Consider the following 14950-nt stretch of genomic DNA (forward strand, 5'->3'; position numbering starts at 1 on the left):
CGTCAGCCGCGCAGGACGAGCGCCTGCCCGGCGACGACCAGCAGCACCTGCTCGCACTCGCCCGCGAACGCCGCGTTGAGCCGGCCCAGTTCGTCGCGGTAGCGGCGCCCGGACGCGGTCGCGGGCACGATCCCCGAGCCCACCTCGTTCGAGACGGCGACCACGGTGCGCCGGGTCCGCCGCACCCCCTCGACCAGTTCGGCGACCCGCGCGCGCAGCGCCTTCTCGCCGCCGTCCGCCCACGCCGCGTCGGACCAGGCGTCCACCTCGTCCATCGCGTACGTCAGCCACAGCGACAGGCAGTCCACCAGGAGCGGCGCCGGGTCCGCCGCGTCGGCCAGCAGCGGAAGCAGCTCGCAGCTCTCCGTGGTCCGCCACGAGGAGGGCCGCCGGTCGCGGTGCAAGGCGACCCGCCGCGCCCACTCGGTGTCCCCGCCGCGCGTCCCGCCGGTCGCGACGTAGAGCACGTCGGGGAAGGCCTCCAGGCGCCGCTCGGCCTCCACCGACTTGCCCGACCGCGCCCCGCCGAGCACCAGCGTCCTGCGCGGCACGTCGGGCACGCTCTCGTACGCCCCCACGGTCAGCGTCGTCCCGTCCGGCACCGCCCGGGCGCCCGCCGCCGCGAGCCGCCGCCCCAGCTCGGGGCCGGGCGGCACGTCGTGGTCCAGGTGGACGGCGACGATGTCGGTGGTCGGCCCGACCGCGCCCGCGGCGCGCAGCCGCGCCAGCGCGTCGGGCCGCCCGACCACGTCCAGGACCACCATCTCGTAGGGGGTCCGCACCGCGTCGAGCCCCGCGGCCGCGGCGCGCGGCGGGAGGTAGAGCAGCCGCCCGCCCTCCGGCCCGGTCACCTCGTACCCGGTGCCCGGCGCGTCCAGGGCCAGCGCCCGCACCCGGTGCCCGGTGAGCAGCGCCAGCTCCCGCCCGTCCGGCACCCGCCCCGGCTGGGGCAGCCCGGCCGGCACCTCCACCGCGGGCCCGTCGTGCGGATGGGAGAGCAGCACCTGCCGTACGCCGCCGAGACTGTGCCCCGCGCGGGCCGCGGCGAAGACGGCGCCCGGCGTCAGGTCGAGCAGCAGCACCCCGTCGACCAGCAGGGCCGTCGCGGCGCGCGCGCCCGGGCCGGACGCGGTCGCGCAGGCCGCGCAGGGGCAGTCGGGGCGGGGCAGTCCCGCCGGGGCTCCGGTGCCGAGCAGAGTCAGTTCCACGGGAAGATCCTCCCGCGCCCCCGTCCGTGCCGCGCGCCCGGATACGCTTCCGGGGAATCCAGACATCGGACATCCGGTACCGGGAGGCTGACATGGCGGCATGGACGTGGCGGTTCGAGAAGTCCGACGGGACAGAGGTGGCCCCGGCGGTGCAGCCGGAGGAGTTCACGACGCAGGGCGACGCCGAGTCGTGGATCGGCGAGTACTGGAAGGAACTGGCCGAGGGCGGGGCGGACCAGGTCACCCTCTCCGAGGACGCCACGGTGATCTACGGCCCGATGAGCCTGCACGCGGAGGAGGCGGCGGCTCCGCAGGAGTGACGGGTGCGGGCGGGGCGGGGCGAGGGCCCGGCCCCGCCCGCGTGCCGTGCCGGGTGCGGTCCCGCCCGCGTGCCGTGCCGGGTGCGGTCCTGCCCGCGTGCCGTGCCGGGTGCGGTCCTGCCCGCGTGCCGTGCCGGGTGCGGTCCTGCCCGCGTGCCGTGCCGGGTGCGCTCCCGCCCCCGTCCCGTTCCGGGCGCGGCCCCGCCCGCCTTCCGTTCCCGGCGCGGGCCCCGTCGTGGCCGGCCGCGCGGGTTCTCGGGCCCCCGAGGCTTACGGCCTCGCCGCAGCCGCGTCCCGGGCGGGTCAGATCTCGCCGAGCGTGACGTCCGCCGTCTTCCGCGAACCGTCCCGGGTGTACGTCACCGCGACCTTGTCGCCGGGCTTCTTGCCCGCCAGGGCCTCCGACAGCGCCTGCATGGTGTCGACGTCCCGGCCGTCGAAGCGGGTGATGATGTCCCCGGCCTCGATCCCGGCCTTCGCCGCCCCGCCGCCGTCCGTCACGGAGACCACCGCGACCCCGGCGGCGCGGTAGCCGTCGTCGAGCACCGAGCGCCCGGTGATGCCGAGCGCCGCCCGGCCCGAGTCCGTCACCTTGCCGTCCTTGATCACCTGGTCGGCGACGGTCGTGGCCATCGACGCCGGGATCGCGAACCCGATGCCGGGCGCCGACCCGCTGCCCAGGCCCGGGTCGACCGCCGCGAGCGTCGGGATGCCGATGACCTCGCCGTCCAGGTTCACCAGCGCGCCCCCGCTGTTGCCCGGGTTGATCGCGGCGGACGTCTGCACCATGTTGGCGATGGTCGCCCCGGTGCCGCCGCCGGAGCGGCCCTCGCTCACGGTCCGGCCGGTCGCCGAGACGATGCCCTGCGTGACGCTGGAGGAGAGCCCCAGCGGGGAGCCCATCGCCAGCGTGATCTGTCCGACCGCCACCTTCGCGGAGTCGCCGAAGCGCGCGGCCTTCAGCCCCTCGGGCCGCTTGTCCAGCTTGATGACGGCGAGGTCCTGCTCGGGGTAGGCGTAGACGAGCCGCGCGGTGAGCTCGTCCGTGCTGTTGGCCGTGGTGACCTTGAAGCTCTTCTCGTCGCCCACCACGTGCGCGTTGGTGACGATGTGGCCCTGGTCGTCGTAGACGACGCCGGAGCCGAGGTCGGAGGAGGCCTGGATCTGGACGACCGAGGGCAGGACGTCCTTGATCACCTTCTGGTAGTCGTCCTGGAGGCTGTCGGCCGCCGCCGGCGCGGCCTGCGTCGTGGAGCCGGACGGCGGACCGGACGCGCCAGGGTCCGAGCAGCCGGAGAGGAGCGCCGCGGCGCACAGCGCGCCGGTCAGCGGCAGGGCGGCCCGCGGCGCACGGGAGCGGACGGCACGGGACGGACGGGGCGCACGCGCGCGAGAGGCATCCATGCCCGGATTGTCACGTTCGCGCAGGGCGGTCGCCCGCCCTGCGCGGCCGAACAGGCGTCAGCCGCGGACCCCGCACAGGTGCAGCAGCGCCGCGATCCGCCGGTACGGCTCGGTGCGCCCGGCCCGCTCCTCCGCGGCGAGCAGCGTCTGCAACTCCCCGCGCTCCGGCGGCTCGGCCCCGTCCTTCGCCTGGTCGGTGAAGACCCGCACCCCGTACCAGGCGTGCAGCGGCGCCCCGATCCCGGCGAGCGTCGCCGTCAGGGTGGAGAGCCGGTCGGCCCGCACGTCCAGGCCCAGGCGGTTGCTGTACGACGTCGACTCGAAGGCGCCGAGCGCGGTGACCCAGTCACCGGCGAGCCCGGGCCGCATGGCGAGCGCGTCCGCGTTCCGTACCAGCAAGGAGAGCAGGCCGCCGGGGGCCAGCATCCGCGCGAGGCCCGCGAGCAGCGGGTCCGGGTCCTCGACGTACATCAGGACGCCGTGGCAGAGCACGACGTCGAAGCTGCCCGGCAGGAAGTGCACGCCCGTCTGGTGGCCGTCGCCCTCGACGATCCGCACCCGCTCGCGGACCCCCTCGGGCTCCGCCGCCAGCGCCTGCTGCGCCACGGCGATCATCCCGGGGTCCTGCTCGACGCCGGTCACCTTGTGCCCGGCCCGGGCGAGACGCAGCGCCTGCGTGCCCTGGCCCATGCCCACGTCGAGCACCCGCAGCCGCTGCCCGACGGGGAACCGGCCGGCTATCTGCTCGTCGAGCTGCCGGGCCACCAGCTCCTGCCGTACGACATTGCGCACGCCGCCCAGCCCCGCCAGCCAGGCGTCCGGCGCGCCCCCGGCGAACGCGTCCGCGCTCAGGGTCGCTCCCCGCGCTTGACCTGGGGCTTGGGCAGCCGCAGCCGCTTCATCTGGAGCGTGCGCATCAGCGCGTACGCCACGGCGCCCTTGCGGCGCTCGTCCGGGAACTTCTCCGCCAGCTTCTTCTTCAGGCGGAAGCCCGTGATGGCCGAGTCGATCACGATCGCGACGATGACGAAGAGCCACAGCAGCAGCGCGATGTTCTGCAGGGAGCCGACCCGGACCATGCTCAGGACGAGGATGATCACCGCCATCGGCAGGAAGTACTCGGCGATGCAGAAGCGCGAGTCGACGAAGTCACGCGCGTACTTGCGCACGGGACCCTTGTCGCGGGCCGGCAGGTAGCGCTCGTCACCGTTGGCCAGCGCGGCACGCTGGCGCTCCATCGCGGTACGGCGCTCCTCGCGCTGACGCCCGCGGGCCTCCTTGGGCGTCATCTTGGTGTTGGCCACGCTGCGGCGCTGCGACTGGGCCGCGCTGCGCTTGGGCGTGGGGCGGCCCTTGGGCGCCTGCGGGTCTCGGGTCTGCGTGGACGAGGAGGTCACCGGGGCCTTGGCGGCGGAGGCCTTGTCGTCCTGGGATCGGCTACGGAACACAAAAGCCAAGGGTACGCGGTGGCCGTGCATGGACCAGTGGCCCGTGGGGAACGATCCGGCAACGCCCGGCGTCCCTAGAGGCACACAGGGGCCCACCTACTCCTCACGCCGGAGCGGGCCGGGACGCAGTCGTCCTTGGGGATGAGCGCATCCGCACCTGAACAGTGCGGTAATAGATGCAGGACCCGTACTGTGGATTCTGTCGCAGTGCTGGAGCTCGAACGGCCGGTCGGATCTGTCAGAAGGGGGCGCGCGAAGCCCATGAGCGGTGTCATGAAGCGTATGGGAATGATCTTCCGCGCGAAGGCGAACAAGGCCCTGGACCGGGCCGAGGACCCGCGCGAGACCCTCGATTACTCGTACCAGAAGCAGCTGGAGCTGTTGCAGAAGGTGCGCCGCGGCGTCGCCGACGTGGCGACCAGCCGCAAGCGCCTGGAACTGCAGCTCAACCAGCTCCAGGGCCAGTCCTCCAAGCTGGAGGACCAGGGCCGCAAGGCGCTCGCGCTCGGCCGGGAGGACCTGGCCCGCGAGGCGCTCTCCCGCAGGGCCGCGCTCCAGCAGCAGGTCACGGACCTGGAGACGCAGCACCAGACGCTCCAGGGCGAGGAGGAGAAGCTCACCCTCGCGGCGCAGCGGCTCCAGGCCAAGGTCGACGCCTTCCGTACGAAGAAGGAGACCATCAAGGCCACCTACACGGCGGCGCAGGCCCAGACCCGGATCGGCGAGGCGTTCTCCGGCATCTCCGAGGAGATGGGCGACGTCGGCATGGCGATCCAGCGGGCCGAGGACAAGACGGCGCAGCTCCAGGCGCGGGCCGGCGCCATCGACGAGCTGCTCGCCTCCGGCGCCCTCGACGACTCCTCCGGGCTCGCCAAGGACGACATCCAGAGCGAGCTGGACCGCCTCTCCGGTGGTACGGATGTAGAGCTGGAGCTGCAGCGCATGAAGGCCGAGCTGGCCGGAGGCCCGTCCTCGTCCCAGCAGGCGATCGAGGGCGGCGCGGAGCAGGGCCGGCAGGCGCAGCAGCCGCAGGACACGCCGCGCTTCGACAAGCAGTAGCACAGGCCTCGACCGGGCCGTGACAGCCCCGAGGAGGGCGTCATGATCGTACGGATCATGGGGGAGGGCCAGGTCAGACTGGCCGACAGCCACTTCGCCGAGCTCAACGAGCTGGACGACGAACTGCTCCGGGAGATGGAGAGCGGCGACCAGGCGGGCTTCCGCCGCACGCTCACCGCGCTCCTGGAAGCCGTGCGCCGGCTCGGCGAGCCGCTCCCGGACTCCGCCCTGGAGCCCTCGGAGCTGATCCTGCCCGGGCCGGACGCGACCCTCGACGAGGTCCGCTCCATGCTCAGCGACGACGGTCTGATCCCGGGCTGACCAGCGGCGCGGCGGGCGGCTACCGTGACCCCGGTGACCCCCCTCGTACGGTGGGCCAGGAACCACCCCCTGGCCCTGGACGCCCTCGTCGCGCTCGGCGTCCTCATCGCCATGATCGCGGGCTCCTTCGTCGACCCGCACGGCCCCGAGGGCGCCTACGTCTGGGGCGCCCGCACCCCCGGCGGCCTCAGCTTCCTGCTCATGGTGCTCGGCGCCCTCGCCCTGGTCTTCCGGCGCAAGGCCCCCATGTACGTGCTGGGCGCCACCGCGGCCGTCTCCGTCGTGGAGCTGGTCACCGGCGAACCCCGCGCCCCCGTCGTGATGTCCGCGGTCGTCGCCCTCTTCACGGTCGCCGCCCGCACCGACCGGCCCACCACCTGGCGCGTGGGCCTGGCCACCATGGCCGTGCTCACCGGCATCGCCATGCTCGTCGGCCCGCTGCCCTGGTACGCGCAGGAGAACCTCGGCATCTTCGCCTGGACCGGGATGGCCGCCGCGGCCGGGGACGCCGTCCGCTCCCGGCGCGCCTTCGTGCAAGCCATCCGGGAGCGCGCCGAGCGGGCCGAGCGCACCCGGGAGGAGGAGGCCAGGCGGCGGGTGGCGGAGGAGAGGCTGCGCATCGCCCGCGATCTGCACGACGTCGTCGCCCACCACATCGCGCTCGTCAACGTGCAGGCCGGGGTCGCCGCCCACGTCATGGACAAGCGGCCCGACCAAGCGAAGGAGGCCCTCGCCCACGTCCGCGAGGCCAGCCGCTCCGCCCTCAACGAACTGCGCGCCACCGTCGGCCTGTTGCGGCAGAGCGGCGACCCGGAGGCGCCGACCGAGCCGGCGCCCGGACTCGACCGGCTCGACGACCTCGTCGCCACCTTCCGGCACGCGGGCCTGCCCGTCGAGGTGGCCCGCGGGGAGGCGGCCGCGGCCCTGCCCGCCGCCGTCGACCTGGCCGCCTTCCGGGTGGTGCAGGAGGCACTCACGAACGTCCGCAAACACGCGGGTCCTGACGCGAAGGCCGAGGTCAGCGTGGTGCGCGTCGGGCACGACGTGGAGATCTCCGTCCTGGACGACGGGCCCGCGGAGGCCCCCGCCGCCGGTCACCCGGACGCCAACGGCGGCCACGGCCTGCTCGGCATGCGCGAACGCGTCAGCGCGCTCGGCGGCACCCTCACCGCGGGACCGCGCTACGGCGGCGGCTTCCGCGTCCATGCGATCCTTCCGGTCGACGCCCGGACCACCACAGCAGGGGACGCCACGCCATGACGAGCGGTACGCACGGCACCAGCGGCACCATCAGGGTGCTCCTCGCCGACGACCAGGCCCTGCTGCGCAGCGCCTTCCGGGTGCTGGTGGACTCCGAGTCCGACATGCACGTGGTGGGGGAGGCCTCCGACGGCGCGGAGGCGGTCCGCCTCGCCCGCGCCGAGCGGCCCGACGTCGTCCTGATGGACATCCGGATGCCCGGCACCGACGGCCTCGCCGCGACCCGGGAGATCAGCGCCGACCCCGAACTGGCCCACGTACGCGTCGTGATGCTGACGACGTTCGAGGTCGACGAGTACGTCGTGCAGTCGCTGCGGGCAGGCGCCTCCGGCTTCCTCGGCAAGGGCGCCGAACCCGAGGAGCTGCTCGGCGCCGTGCGCGTCGCGGCCGCGGGCGACGCCCTGCTCTCGCCCGCCGCGACCAAGGGCCTGATCGCCAAGTTCCTGGCGCAGGGCGACGGTTCGGACGCGGCGGCGGGCACCGGCGGCGGCCACGCGGAGCGGCTGGCCGCGCTCACCGGGCGCGAGCGCGAGGTCCTGGTCCAGGTCGCGGGCGGGCTGTCGAACGACGAGATCGCCGAGCGCCTGGAGGTCAGCCCGCTCACCGTCAAGACCCACGTGAACCGCGCCATGGCCAAGCTCGGCGCCCGCGACCGGGCACAACTCGTGGTGATTGCCTACGAATCGGGCCTGGTCCGTCCGAGGGTGGACTGAATCACGCGCCCGCGTACTCCGCCCGCAGTAGGCGCCGCTCAAGAACGGGACCTGGGAGCGACGAATCCGGCGGTCGCGGTGGCTGAGGGTGTAGGCGGGCCCCTGCGCATGTCCGCGTCAGGGCCGTCATCACCGCTCACGCCCCTGGAGTACCCCCGCTCATGTCCTGGCTGTCGAGATTCAGCCTCGCTCAACGCGCCCTGATCGGGCTGGTGTCCATCATCGCGATCGCCTTCGGCGCCCTCGCGATCCCCCAGCTCAAGCAGCAGCTGCTGCCCACCATCGAACTGCCCATGGTCTCCGTCCTGGCCCCGTACCAGGGCGCGTCGCCCGACGTGGTGGAGAAGCAGGTCGTCGAGCCGCTGGAGAGCTCCATCGACGCGGTCGACGGGATCACCGGCGTCACCTCCACGGCCTCCGAGGGCAACGCGGTGGTGATGGCCCAGTTCGACTTCGGCAGCGGCAGCGACTCCAAGCAGCTCGTCGCCGACGTCCAGCAGGCCGTCAACCGGGCCCGCGCCCAGCTCCCCGACTCCGTCGACCCGCAGGTCATCGCGGGCTCCACGGACGACATCCCGACCGTCGTGCTCGCCGTCACCTCCGACAAGGACCAGCAGGCCCTCGCCGACCAGCTCGACGCGACCGTCGTCCCGGCGCTGAAGGACATCGAGGGCGTCGGCCAGGTCAACGTGGACGGCGTCCGCGACCTCCAGGTCGACGTCACCCCGGACGACAAGAAGATGGCCGCGGCCGGCGTCGGCGTCCAGATGCTGAGCCAGGCCCTCCAGGCCGGCGGCGCAACCGTGCCCGCGGGCTCCTTCGCCGAGGACGGCAAGAACCGTACGGTCCAGGTCGGCGGCGGCTTCACCTCGCTGCGGCAGATCGAGGACCTGATGGTCACCGGTCAGGGCGGCAAGAAGCCGGTCCGCCTCGGGGACATCGCCTCCGTCCGGCAGCGGCCCTCCGCCGCCGACTCCCTGACCCGCACCGACGGCCGGCCCAGCCTCGCCGTCACCGTCACCATGGACCACGACGGCTCCGCGGTCACCATCTCCAAGGCGGTCGAGGACAAGCTGGACGACCTGCGCCAGGACCTCGGCGCCGGCGCGAAGCTGACCGTCGTCAGCGACCAGGGCCCGGCCGTGTCGAAGTCCATCTCGGGCCTGACCACGGAGGGCGCGCTCGGCCTGCTCTTCGCGGTCATCGTGATCCTGGTCTTCCTGGCGTCGCTGCGCTCGACCCTCGTCACCGCGGTCTCCATCCCGCTCTCCGTGGTCCTCGCGCTGATCGTCCTGTGGATCGGCGACCTCTCCCTGAACATGCTCACGCTCGGCGCGCTGACCATCGCGATCGGCCGCGTCGTCGACGACTCGATCGTCGTCCTGGAGAACATCAAACGCCACCTCGGCTACGGCGAGGAGCGCCACGAGGCGATCCTCAAGGCGGTCCGCGAGGTCGCGGGCGCGGTCACCTCCTCCACCCTCACCACCGTGGCGGTCTTCCTGCCGATCGGCCTGGTCGGCGGCATGGTGGGCGAGCTGTTCGGCTCGTTCTCGATCACCGTGACGGCCGCGCTGCTCGCCTCGCTGCTCGTCTCGCTCACCGTCGTCCCGGTCCTCTCGTACTGGTTCCTGCGCGCCCCCAGGGCGATCCAGGGCATCGACCCGGAGGAGGCCCGCCGCAAGGCCGAGGAGAAGGAGGCCCGCTCCCGGCTCCAGCGGGTCTACGTCCCGGTGCTGCGCTTCGCGACGCGCCGCCGCCTGACGAGCCTGGCCATCGCGGTGGTCGTCCTCGTCGGCACCTTCGGCATGGCGCCGCTGCTCAAGACCAACTTCTTCGACCAGGGCGAGCAGGAAGTCCTCTCCATCAAGCAGGAGTTGAAGCCCGGCACCAGCCTGGCCGCGACCGACGCCGCCGCACGCCAGGTCGAGAAGGTGCTCCAGGGCATCGACGCGATCAAGGACTACCAGGTCACCATCGGCTCGTCCGGCTTCATGGCGGCCTTCGGCGGCGGCACCGACACCAACCAGGCCTCGTACCAGGTGACGCTGAAGGACAAGGCGGAGTACGAGGCCACGCAGGACCGCATCGAGCGCGAGCTCGGCAAGCTGTCCGGGGCCGGTACGACGACGATCTCGGCCGGGGACGGCTTCGGCAGCCAGGACGTCAGCGTGGTCGTCAAGGCCGCGGACGGCGCGGTGCTCGACAAGGCCGCCGAGCAGGTCCGCAAGACCGTCGCCTCGGTCGACGACGTCACGGACGTCACCAGCGACCTGTCGCAGTCGGTGCCGAGGATCTCGGTGCGCGCCAACGCCGAGGCGGCGGCCGCCGGGTTCAATGACACGACGCTGGGCGCCGCCGTCGCCCAGGCGGTGCGCGGCACCACCAGCGGCAAGGCGACCCTCGACGACACCGAGCGGGACATCGTCGTCACCTCCGCGAAGCCCGCCACGACGATGGACGAGCTGAAGAAGCTGCCGCTGGGACCGGGCGGCACGAAGCTCGGTGACATCGCCACCGTGCGCCTCGCCGACGGACCGGTCTCCATGACCCGGATCGACGGCGCCCGCGCGGCCACCATCACGGCCCGGCCGACCGGCGACAACACGGGTGCGGTCAGCACCGACCTCCAGTCGAAGATCGACAAGCTGAAGCTGCCGACGGGCGCCACGGCCACGATCGGCGGCGTCACCTCCGACCAGGACGACGCGTTCAAGAACCTCGGCCTGGCGATGCTCGCGGCGATCGCGATCGTCTTCATGCTCCTGGTGGCGACGTTCCGCTCGCTGGCCCAGCCGCTGATCCTGCTGGTCTCCATCCCGTTCGCGGCCACCGGCGCCATCGGCCTGCTCGTGGTGACCGGCACCGCGATGGGCGTCCCCGCGATGATCGGCATGCTGATGCTCATCGGCATCGTCGTGACCAACGCGATCGTCCTGATCGACCTGATCAACCAGTACCGCGCCCAGGGGTACGGCGTGGTCGAGGCCGTGGTCGAGGGTGGCCGGCACCGGCTGCGCCCGATCCTCATGACGGCCCTGGCCACGATCTTCGCTCTGCTCCCGATGGCGCTCGGCGTCACCGGCGAGGGCGGCTTCATCGCGCAGCCGCTCGCGGTGGTCGTGATCGGCGGTCTGATCACGTCGACGCTGCTCACGCTGCTGCTGGTGCCGACGCTCTACGCGATGCTGGAGCTCCGCAAGGAGCGGCGGGCCGCCAAGCGCGCCGCCAAGCGCGAGCGCAAGGCGGGCATCCCGGCCCAGTCGGACCCGGCAGAACCGGAGCGAGCTTCGGTCTGACCCCGCCCAGGGGCGCGGGGAACTGCGCGCCCAGCCACGACGAAGCCGCAGTCGCGTCTGCTCGGTACATGAGCAGACGCGACTGCGGCTTTCGTCGGCTGAGCGCGCAGTTCCCCGCGCCCCCGGCGGGGTACGGCCCCGGCCCCGCTGGACCGTTACGGGAGCGCCAGCATCCGCTCAAGCGCCACCTTGGCAAACCGCTCCGTCTCGCGGTCGACCTCGATGCGGTTGACGAGCCGCCCCTCCGCGAGGGACTCCAGCGTCCACACGAGGTGCGGCAGGTCGATCCGGTTCATGGTCGAGCAGAAGCAGACCGTCTTGTCGAGGAAGACGATCTCCTTGCCCTCGGGAGCGAACCGGTCGGCGAGCCGCCGGACGAGGTTCAGTTCGGTGCCGATGGCCCACTTGGAACCGGCGGGCGCGGCCTCCAGCGCCTTGATGATGTACTCCGTGGACCCGACCTGGTCCGCCGCAGCGACGACCTCGTGCTTGCACTCCGGGTGCACCAGCACGTTCACCCCCGGTATGCGGGCCCGCACGTCGTTCACCGACTCCAGCGAGAACCGCCCGTGCACCGAGCAGTGCCCGCGCCACAGGATCATCCTCGCGTCGCGCAGCTGCTCCGCGGTGAGACCGCCGCCGGGCTTGTGCGGGTTGTAGACGACGCAGTCCGCCGGCGACATGCCGAGGTCGCGCACCGCGGTGTTGCGCCCCAGGTGCTGGTCGGGCAGGAAGAGCACCTTCTCGCCCTGCTCGAACGCCCAGTTCAGCGCGCGCTCGGCGTTCGACGACGTACAGATCGTGCCGCCGTGCTTGCCGGTGAAGGCCTTGATGTCGGCCGAGGAGTTCATGTACGAGACGGGGACCACCTGCCCGGCGATCCCGGCCTCGGTCAGCACGTCCCAGCACTCGGCGACCTGCTCGGCGGTGGCCATGTCGGCCATCGAGCACCCCGCGGCGAGGTCCGGCAGCACGACCTTCTGCTCGTCCCCGGTCAGGATGTCGGCGGACTCGGCCATGAAGTGCACGCCGCAGAAGACGATGTACTCGGCCTCGGGCCGCGCCGCCGCGTCCCGCGCCAGCTTGAAGGAGTCGCCGGTGACGTCCGCGAACTGGATGACCTCGTCGCGCTGGTAGTGGTGTCCGAGCACGAACACCTTGTCGCCGAGCTTCTCCTTGGCCGCGCGGGCCCGCTCCACCAGGTCCGGGTCGGAGGGCGAGGGCAGGTCGCCGGGGCAGTCGACGCCGCGCTCGCTCGCGGCGTCGGCCTCGCGGCCGAGCAGCAGCAGCGCCAGCGGCGTAGGCGAAACGTCCAGGTCAACGACTGCCTGGGGGGTCTGGGCCGTGGTCACGTCACGCACCCTTTCTTGTCTGCAGACCGACTTTTCGTCGAAATGACGTTATCTATCATAACCGCTTCACGTCAGTTTGACGATGCCGATGTCGTCGATGTGACGCAATCCGCCCCGGCCGTCCCGTGCCCGCCCGGGCCGGGGTGTGCGAGCATGAAAGAGAAGCGCGAAACGCCCCGACGATCCGGAATGGATCCGGGTCTTTGCCGGTTGCAATGGTCGGCAAGCAGTCTCCGTACAACCCGGGAGAGATGTAGATGTCCGTATCGGACGAGACCACCACCGTCAGCGACGGCATCATCCTGAGCGACGCCGCCGCGGCCAAGGTCAAGGCTCTGCTCGAGCAGGAAGGCCGCGAGGACCTGGCTCTGCGGGTCGCCGTCCAGCCCGGCGGCTGCTCCGGCCTGCGCTACCAGCTCTTCTTCGACGAGCGCTCGCTCGACGGTGACGTCGTCAAGGACTTCGGTGGCGTCAAGGTCGTGACCGACCGCATGTCCGCCCCCTACCTGGGCGGCGCCTCCGTCGACTTCGTCGACACCATCGAGAAGCAGGGCTTCACGATCGACAACCCGAACGCCACGGGCTCCTGCGCCTGCGGCGACTCGTTCAGCTGAGCAAGCGCGGCGAAGGGCGGTCACCCCGGTCGGGGTGACCGCCCTTCGCCGTGTACGGGCCGGGTGCGCGCGGTCAGCCGCGCGGCGCCGGAGCGGCCCCGCCCGGGCCGTTCTTCTGCGCGGGCGCCACCGTGGAGCCGTCCGTGCCTACGACCTTCCGCCCGTCCAGGGGCGCGTCGAGCGTCACCGGCAGCGTGTAGAACTTCGCCATCTTGACGCAGATGCTGCCCCTGTCCTGCGTGGACGTCACCCGCACCGTCACCTTCCCGCCGGACTCCTGCGCCTTCGCCGCGTACGTCGCGCAGACGCCCCCGGTGAAGTGCAGCGTCAGGGTCCGCCCCTCGGCGCCGTACCCCTGGACCCGCACGTCACCCGTCTCCGCCCCGCGCTCACCCTTCCCCGGCTCCGAAGCCGACGCCGAAGCGGACGCCGAGGAGGATGCCGGCGGGGACGCCGAACTGCCGGGCGCCACCAGGAACTCCGGCTCCACCGCCGGATGCGTCACGGTGAACTCCTTGCCGTCCCCGGCCGGCGCCACCCGGAACAGCCACGACGGCACCAGCGCCTGCCGCCCCCCGACGACGTGCGCGGCGAGCCCGAACGTCGCCCCGGTGACGGAGACCGTCGTGGACGCCGGCGGCCGCGGTGACGACGGCGTGCAGCCGGCGCCCTGCCCGGAGTCGGCCGTGCTCCCGTCCAGCGGCACCGCGCTCGCGCAGCCGCCCACCGCGGCCCCGCGGTCACCGGCCGCCGCGCCGTTCAGCCGCTCGATCGTCTCCTTCGCCCCCACCGTCGGATACGTGGCGCCCTTCACCGGCGCCTTCAACTGCCCGCTGCCGCCGGTCACCTGGCCGTCCGCGCCCACCTGGATCCCGGTCGACCAGCCGTACGTCGGCAGGCCGCCCACCCTCGGATCGGCGTTCACCACCCGGGTGGCGCCCATCAGTTGGGTCGCGTCCAGTGCCGCGTCGCCCTGGCCGAGGGCCCTGAGGACCGGCGCGGCGCTCTTCTCCGCCGCGGCCGCGCTCACCGCGTCATGCTCGCTCCCGCCGCCCGCCGGGTCCGGGCACTTCGCGACGCCCGCGCACTTCTGGCCCTGCGACGGCGCGTACCGCGCGTACGTCCAGGTCCCCGGCGCCTGCCGGCCGACCTGGAGCGAGGGCCCGGACCCGTCCGCGGCCGGGCCGAGCCGCCAGGCGTCGTCGACCAGGCGCGGAGTGCCGGGCACGTCGAGGGCCTCGGCGAGAGCGGCCACCTCGGCGGCGGTCACCGTGCCCGCGGCCCGGTAGACCGGGGCCTCACCGGGGCCCTGCGGCAGCGTGCCGGTCGCCCGGTACCGCGTGCCGTTCGGGTCCGGCTCGCCCGGCGCGATCCCGTTCGGGGCGCCGGGGCTGCCGCCCTGCGCGTAGCCGTCCAGGGCGAGCGGCGGGGGAGTGCCGCCGCCTCCCGCTCCCGCGCCGGTGCGGTCCTCGCCGCCCCCGGACGCGCTCGTCGCCAGGTAGGCCCCGCCGCCACCGGCGAGCAGCACAGCCGCCGCGACCGAGGCGACGGCCAGCGTGCGCCGCCGCGAGTGCCGATCCTGCGTCCGCTCCTCCGTGCTCACCGCATCGCTCCTTCAGCCGCCACATACATGTCCCGTGCCCCCCGGCGCGTGCGCCGGGGACGGAGGTGGGACGTGACAGGGGAGCGCGCGGTTCCCTTCCGTGCGCCGTCAGTCGCCGAAGTCCGCCATGGCGTCGATGAGACGGGCGGAGGCGGCGGGCACGACGACCCCGTGTATACCGGCCACGCCTTCCGCGGCCGGTGCGGCCGCCACCCGGTCGGTCTCCCACGGGGCACGCGGCAGCACCCAGTGCGGCACCATCCGCGCGCAGTCGCCGCGCAGCGCGGCGAGCCCGTCCTGCGTCATGAAGGACACGTCGTACGTCATGTCCGCACCGTAGGCACGCCTG

General features: G+C 73.2%; 14 protein-coding genes. 7 read left to right on the forward strand and 7 right to left on the reverse strand.

The features are described 5' to 3' along the window. Positions 1 to 2: 2 nt before the first annotated feature. Positions 3 to 1208: a bifunctional adenosylcobinamide kinase/adenosylcobinamide-phosphate guanylyltransferase gene (locus tag ACIBW6_RS24055; RefSeq protein WP_399062849.1), complete on the reverse strand. Its 1206-nt coding sequence runs from the start codon at positions 1206 to 1208 to the stop codon at positions 3 to 5. Between the two features lie 92 nt (positions 1209 to 1300). Here ACIBW6_RS24055 and ACIBW6_RS24060 point away from each other — a divergent pair, with 92 nt between their 5' ends. Continuing rightward, on the forward strand, positions 1301 to 1528 hold the full coding sequence (locus tag ACIBW6_RS24060) for a hypothetical protein (protein ID WP_399062851.1): 228 nt from the start codon (positions 1301 to 1303) through the stop codon (positions 1526 to 1528). A gap of 303 nt (positions 1529 to 1831) precedes the next feature. Here ACIBW6_RS24060 and ACIBW6_RS24065 read toward each other — a convergent pair whose 3' ends face one another. The 3 genes from ACIBW6_RS24065 to ACIBW6_RS24075 all read right to left on the reverse strand — a co-directional run bounded on the left by ACIBW6_RS24065 (position 1832) and on the right by ACIBW6_RS24075 (position 4410). Next, positions 1832 to 2932, reverse strand: coding sequence for a S1C family serine protease (locus ACIBW6_RS24065; protein ID WP_399062853.1), 1101 nt, complete (start codon positions 2930 to 2932; stop codon positions 1832 to 1834). Between the two features lie 57 nt (positions 2933 to 2989). Continuing rightward, positions 2990 to 3697 (reverse strand): class I SAM-dependent methyltransferase, encoded by a 708-nt coding sequence (locus ACIBW6_RS24070; protein ID WP_399063107.1) that lies wholly within the window; start codon positions 3695 to 3697, stop codon positions 2990 to 2992. A gap of 83 nt (positions 3698 to 3780) precedes the next feature. Next, entirely contained in the window at positions 3781 to 4410 is a 630-nt protein-coding gene (locus ACIBW6_RS24075; protein ID WP_399063110.1) for a DUF3043 domain-containing protein, read from the reverse strand. A gap of 231 nt (positions 4411 to 4641) precedes the next feature. On the opposite strand from ACIBW6_RS24075, the gene ACIBW6_RS24080 reads away from it, so the two are divergent. The 5 genes from ACIBW6_RS24080 to ACIBW6_RS24100 all read left to right on the forward strand — a co-directional run bounded on the left by ACIBW6_RS24080 (position 4642) and on the right by ACIBW6_RS24100 (position 11032). Then, complete coding sequence (locus ACIBW6_RS24080) at positions 4642 to 5439, forward strand: PspA/IM30 family protein (RefSeq protein ID WP_399062855.1); 798 nt, start codon at positions 4642 to 4644, stop codon at positions 5437 to 5439. Between the two features lie 42 nt (positions 5440 to 5481). Then, positions 5482 to 5760 (forward strand): hypothetical protein, encoded by a 279-nt coding sequence (locus tag ACIBW6_RS24085; protein WP_399062857.1) that lies wholly within the window; start codon positions 5482 to 5484, stop codon positions 5758 to 5760. Between the two features lie 33 nt (positions 5761 to 5793). Continuing rightward, positions 5794 to 7020, forward strand: a complete 1227-nt coding sequence (locus tag ACIBW6_RS24090; RefSeq protein ID WP_399062859.1) for a sensor histidine kinase — start codon at positions 5794 to 5796, stop codon at positions 7018 to 7020. Then, the gene (locus ACIBW6_RS24095; protein ID WP_399062861.1) at positions 7017 to 7733 is read left to right on the forward strand and encodes a response regulator; all 717 of its coding nucleotides are present in this window, start codon (positions 7017 to 7019) and stop codon (positions 7731 to 7733) included. Before ACIBW6_RS24090 ends, ACIBW6_RS24095 begins: the two co-directional genes overlap by 4 nt. 161 nt (positions 7734 to 7894) lie before the next feature. Further along, positions 7895 to 11032 carry an efflux RND transporter permease subunit gene (locus ACIBW6_RS24100; protein WP_399062864.1) on the forward strand — a complete coding sequence of 1046 codons (3138 nt, stop codon included), beginning with the start codon at positions 7895 to 7897 and terminating at the stop codon, positions 11030 to 11032. Between the two features lie 155 nt (positions 11033 to 11187). Here the strand turns inward: ACIBW6_RS24100 and nadA are convergent, their stop codons facing one another. Next, positions 11188 to 12384, reverse strand: a complete 1197-nt coding sequence (nadA, locus tag ACIBW6_RS24105) for a quinolinate synthase NadA (protein WP_399062866.1) — start codon at positions 12382 to 12384, stop codon at positions 11188 to 11190. Positions 12385 to 12641: 257 nt separating this feature from the next. On the opposite strand from nadA, the gene ACIBW6_RS24110 reads away from it, so the two are divergent. After that, the gene (locus tag ACIBW6_RS24110) at positions 12642 to 12998 is read left to right on the forward strand and encodes an iron-sulfur cluster assembly accessory protein (protein WP_356491442.1); all 357 of its coding nucleotides are present in this window, start codon (positions 12642 to 12644) and stop codon (positions 12996 to 12998) included. A gap of 73 nt (positions 12999 to 13071) precedes the next feature. Here ACIBW6_RS24110 and ACIBW6_RS24115 read toward each other — a convergent pair whose 3' ends face one another. Both ACIBW6_RS24115 and ACIBW6_RS24120 read right to left on the reverse strand, forming a co-directional pair. After that, positions 13072 to 14601, reverse strand: a complete 1530-nt coding sequence (locus ACIBW6_RS24115) for a hypothetical protein (protein ID WP_399062868.1) — start codon at positions 14599 to 14601, stop codon at positions 13072 to 13074. Positions 14602 to 14709: 108 nt separating this feature from the next. Further along, positions 14710 to 14928: a hypothetical protein gene (locus tag ACIBW6_RS24120; RefSeq protein WP_399062871.1), complete on the reverse strand. Its 219-nt coding sequence runs from the start codon at positions 14926 to 14928 to the stop codon at positions 14710 to 14712. Between the last annotated feature and the right edge of the window lie 22 nt (positions 14929 to 14950).

It is taken from the genome of Streptomyces sp. NPDC049813, assembly GCF_044465085.1.
GTDB lineage: Bacteria > Actinomycetota > Actinomycetes > Streptomycetales > Streptomycetaceae > Streptomyces.